Here is a 4,356-nt window from a genome sequence, read left to right on the forward strand (position 1 = left end):
CAACCCGTCAGGCGCTGGTCAGCATCGAACAAGAGGTGCTTTTCTCGGCGGTATCGGCCTATTTCGGCGTGCGCAGCGCGCTGGAAAACGTGGCGATCAATGAAAACTCGGTCCGTGTCCTCGACGAAACGCTGCGGGCAACGCAGGATCAGTTCGATGTCGGTGAGGTCACGCGCACCGACGTGGCCCAGGCCGAAGCACGGCTCGCCGCGGCCCGCGCCTCGCTCGCCGCAGCACAGGGACAGCTGTCCGCCGCGCGCGAGGCCTACAAGGCCGCGACCGGACGTTACCCTGCCGCGCTTGCCGGCGCCCCGACGCCGCCCGCGCTGCCTGCATCGCTCGATGCCGCCCGGTCGATCGCCCAGCGATCCCATCCGCAGATCCGTCAGGCCCAGCATCAGGCCACAGCGGCCGACCTTGGCATCGCCCGTGCGGCCGCCGAACGCATGCCGACGCTCAACGGCACCGCGAATTTCAGCATCCAGGAAAACGGCCCCAACACCTCGACGCTCGGGTTGCAGATGCGTCAGACGATCTATTCCGGCGGGGCGCTGTCTGCGCTGCATCGCAAGGCCATCGCAAACCGCGATTCTGCCCGTTCCTCGCTTCTGCAATCCAGCGTCATCGTCGGTCAGAATGTCGGCCGGACCTGGGCCGATATCGAAGTATCCCGCGCCCAGATCGTCGCCACGGAACGCCAGATCACGGCGGCGACCATCGCCTATGAAGGCGTGCAGGAAGAGGCCAAGCTGGGCGCCAGGACGACGCTTGACGTACTTGATGCCGAACAGGCCCTGCTTGACGCCCGAGCAAGCCGCATCACCGCCGAGGCCAATCTGCAGGTCGCGATATATGCGCTCATGTCGTCCATGGGGCTGTTGACGGCGGACTATCTGAACCTTGGGGTTCCGATCTACGATCCGGAAGCGTACTATAACGCTGTCAAAGACGCACCGGTCACCTCGGTTCAGGGCGAAAACCTTGATCGGGTGCTCAAGGCGATCGGTAAGAACTGAACTTTCTCGAAGGTTGTCCGCAGGCTTTCTGCAGCCTAGACTGCCTGATACGCGAGGATGAGGAAACGGCATGTCTGACCGGTCGTCGAACATGGAAATCCAGGATGTACTATCATCGATCCGCCGACTTGTGTCGGAGGACAAGTCCCCACAGGCCGCACTGAAAACAGAGCAACCGAACACCTCCCCATCCGAGGATGATCAGCCGGGAAAACTGGTCCTGACCCCGGCGCATCGGGTTCAGGATGGTGAGGCTGCGGCGGAAGGCGATGCAGCTAAGGTCGCGGATGGCGCATCGCTGGAAGAGACCATCGCCGAGCTGGAAGCCGCAGTCGCCAGCGCAGGCGGGGATTTTGAACCGGACGGGAGCGAGGTTCAGAAAGCCGACACCGCAGATGCAGATCCCGATCTGGAGCGGGCATTCGAACACAGTTTCGCGGTCGATGTGGCCGCCGAAGAAGAACAGGACAGCGCCCTGTCCCAACCGGTCACCTCCGGTCAGGTGGATGAAGGCGACGATACGCTCGACGCCGACCCCGCGCCGGAATCAACCGAGGATCCGGACGATACGGAAAATGAGATGGCGTCGGATGATAGCATATCCGATCCCGCATCCAAGGCGGATGATTCTCAACCGGATCCCGATACCAGTGACACCCCCGCTGCCGTCGATATGCCCTCACCGGCGCAGCTTGACGCTCTGATCGCCGCTGAAACCGCAGCAGCAGCCGGGGCGGCCTTTGCGGCACGCAGATTGAACCTCGGCGCTGGCGACCTTGCTCGGAGCGGTGGTGCACCTTGGGCGCGGACCGACGCGCCCGAACGGGAAGACAGTGCCACACCAGACGGCCCCGTGCCGCTGGGCGAACAAACCCATGCCGCGAAGACCATCGATATCGAGGCAGAAGCCGACGCCCAGATCCTGCGCGAGATCGTTGCCGATATCGTCAGGCAGGAATTGCAGGGACCGCTCGGAGAGCGCATCACCCGCAGCGTGCGCATGCTCGTCCGTCGCGAGATCAACCGCGCATTGGAAAGCCGCGACTTCGAATAAAGTGTTGTGTGCGTTTCGCACAAAACCAGTGATCCCGATTTCGCGTGAAACGCTTTCGCGCCGTCACGGCCACCGATCCTGGCAATTGGCAATAAAAAACGCGCCCCGTTGGGGCGCGGTTTCATATAGCGCGCTTACGCCCGAATTCAGGCGGCTTCAGCCTCTTCGGCAGCGTGGCGGCGTTCGCTTTCCTCGCGCGACAGCGCAACAGAGGTACGAACACCCTTGCCCACAAATTCCATAAGTCCCTTCACGACCCGCTCGTTCGGATCGATCCCGGCACAGGACAACACCTCACGGCCATCGCGTGACCGCGCCCAGCGAGCGATCTGCTCAGGCCCGTTGCCATACTTCTTGTCGTCGGCAATCGCATCATCCAGTGCTGCAAGAACCACAGCCGCGAAGAGTTTACGCGACCTCTGGCCTTGCTCGTAGTTGAATGCGGTGCCGTCCACGAAATCGCGCATCTTCCAGTTTCCGTTCTTATTGCTCTTGCGTTTTCCGGCGTCCTGCTGTCTATGGCAAAACGCTGCTGATTCGGTATTCCCCTTTTCGAATAACTGCCATGCGTATAGAGCATAGCTTCGGCAAAAGACACACTTTATCTAGTTAGCTTGCCACGAACCTGCCCGGCATATATAGGTGCCGACCAATTCCTTTCAACCTTCCGATAAGGTTCGGTCAGATGCCCAAGATCAACGGCAATGAAATCCGCCCCGGCAATGTGCTGGAGCATGACGGAGGCCTCTGGGCCGCCGTGAAGGTCAACCACGTCAAACCCGGCAAGGGCGGCGCTTTTGCCCAGGTGGAACTGAAGAATCTGCGCGACGGGCGCAAGCTGAACGAACGCTTCCGGTCGGAAGACAAGGTGGAACGTGTACGTCTGGACCAGAAGGACCAGCAGTTCCTCTATGAAAACGACGGCATGCTGGTTTTCATGGACAACGAGACCTTCGAACAGATCGAACTGCCCGCCGATCTGCTCGGTGACCGCCGTCCGTTCCTGCAGGACGGCATGGTCGCGACGATCGAATATTACGGCGAAGAGGCGCTGTCGATGCAACTGCCGCAGAAGGTAGTCTGCAAGGTGGTGGAGACCGAGCCGGTGGTGAAGGGTCAGACCGCCGCCAACAGCTACAAACCAGCGATCCTCGATAATGGCGTGCGCATCATGGTGCCGCCCTTCGTCGGTCAGGACGAGGACATCATCGTCCACACCGAACTCATGGAATATTCAGAACGCGCCTGATCCGGGCTCATGTTGACAGACAGACCGCCGGCCCTGTGCCGGCGGTGTTTTTGTGTCATGTCGGATTTGTGGTGGGCGACTTCCAGGGCAGAGCTGCCGCTCTAAAGATGCACCAATGCCCGAAACGCTATAGGCGCGCGCAGCCGGGATAGCTTCCGACCACGCCTGGGTGGGCGCGGCCCGGCTGTCAACGACCGCAAAGGCTTGTACCCCGATCAGCACAGCTGCACGAAACGACCAAACAGTTCGGCCAGCCCGGCCCGGAGGGAACCGACCGAACCGGGATGCAAAACGACATTTCGCCCCCGGCGAATGTCGCCATGGCTACTTTCCCCGAATGTCACCCTGCCCCTAGTATTGTGGGAGACGCGCGGAATTTGGGGAGACGAAGATGACGGGTCAGGACGTAACCGCAAGGGTAAGACATGGCGGACGCGAGGCGCGGCGGCGCGAGCGGTCGCACAAGGCGACAGGTCTCGGGCGGCCCTATATCGTACGGAACATTCCGACCTACGATGTCCTCTCGGAAGAAAACCTTGAAAAGATCGAGGCGGCGGCCGACCGTATCCTTGCCGAGACCGGGATCGAGTTTCGCGACGATGATGAGGTGCTGGCCTACTGGAAACAGGCCGGAGCCAAGGTCGACAACACGCTGGTGAAATTCGAACCCGGCATGCTGCGCGAGATCCTGAAATCCGCGCCCTCGGAATTCACCCAACACGCCCGCAACCCGGAGAACTCCGCCCGGATCGGCGGCAGAAACGTCGTCTTCGCCCCCGCCTATGGCTCTCCCTTCGTGATGGATCTCGACCGCGGCCGCCGCTTCGGCACGATTCAGGATTTCGAGAATTTCATCAAGCTGGCGCAATCCTCGCCCTGGTTCCACCATTCCGGCGGCACGATCTGCGAACCGACCGATGTGCCGGTGAACAAGCGCCATCTCGACATGGTCTATTCGCATCTGCGCTATTCCGACCGGCCTTTCCTCGGTTCGGTCACGGCCGAGGAGCGGAGCGAAGACAGCATCGACATGGCGC

5 protein-coding genes are annotated in these 4,356 nt (G+C 61.3%); 4 read left to right on the forward strand and 1 reads right to left on the reverse strand.

Features of this window, described 5'->3' with window-relative positions; all coding sequences use genetic code 11:
* A partial coding sequence (locus WBB85_RS09830) for a TolC family protein (RefSeq protein ID WP_432638441.1) occupies positions 1-1,016 on the forward strand: 1,016 nt, incomplete at its 5' end.
* A 70-nt stretch (positions 1,017-1,086) separates the two neighbouring features.
* On the forward strand, positions 1,087-2,070 hold the full coding sequence (locus tag WBB85_RS09835) for a hypothetical protein (protein WP_432638442.1): 984 nt from the start codon (positions 1,087-1,089) through the stop codon (positions 2,068-2,070).
* A 146-nt stretch (positions 2,071-2,216) separates the two neighbouring features.
* On the opposite strand, the gene WBB85_RS09840 is transcribed toward WBB85_RS09835, so the two are convergent.
* Positions 2,217-2,537 (reverse strand): DUF6280 family protein, encoded by a 321-nt coding sequence (locus WBB85_RS09840; RefSeq protein ID WP_263741044.1) that lies wholly within the window; start codon positions 2,535-2,537, stop codon positions 2,217-2,219.
* 218 nt (positions 2,538-2,755) lie between these two features.
* Between WBB85_RS09840 and efp the strand changes: the two genes are divergently transcribed.
* The gene (gene efp, locus WBB85_RS09845) at positions 2,756-3,319 is read left to right on the forward strand and encodes an elongation factor P (RefSeq protein WP_432638443.1); all 564 of its coding nucleotides are present in this window, start codon (positions 2,756-2,758) and stop codon (positions 3,317-3,319) included.
* A gap of 391 nt (positions 3,320-3,710) precedes the next feature.
* Positions 3,711-4,356 (forward strand): trimethylamine methyltransferase family protein (locus tag WBB85_RS09850; protein ID WP_432638444.1); only part of this gene is annotated, 646 nt, incomplete at its 3' end.

This window comes from Albidovulum sp., from assembly GCF_049646345.1.
Lineage (GTDB): Bacteria > Pseudomonadota > Alphaproteobacteria > Rhodobacterales > Rhodobacteraceae > Albidovulum.

Bases quoted from the DNA above. Each gene is read 5' to 3' on its own strand.
- WBB85_RS09840 (WP_263741044.1), bottom strand. From the start codon at position 2,537: ATGCGCGATTTCGTGGACGGCACCGCATTCAACTACGAGCAAGGCCAG.
- WBB85_RS09835 (WP_432638442.1), top strand. From the start codon at position 1,087: ATGTCTGACCGGTCGTCGAACATGGAAATCCAGGATGTACTATCATCG.
- efp (WP_432638443.1), top strand. From the start codon at position 2,756: ATGCCCAAGATCAACGGCAATGAAATCCGCCCCGGCAATGTGCTGGAG.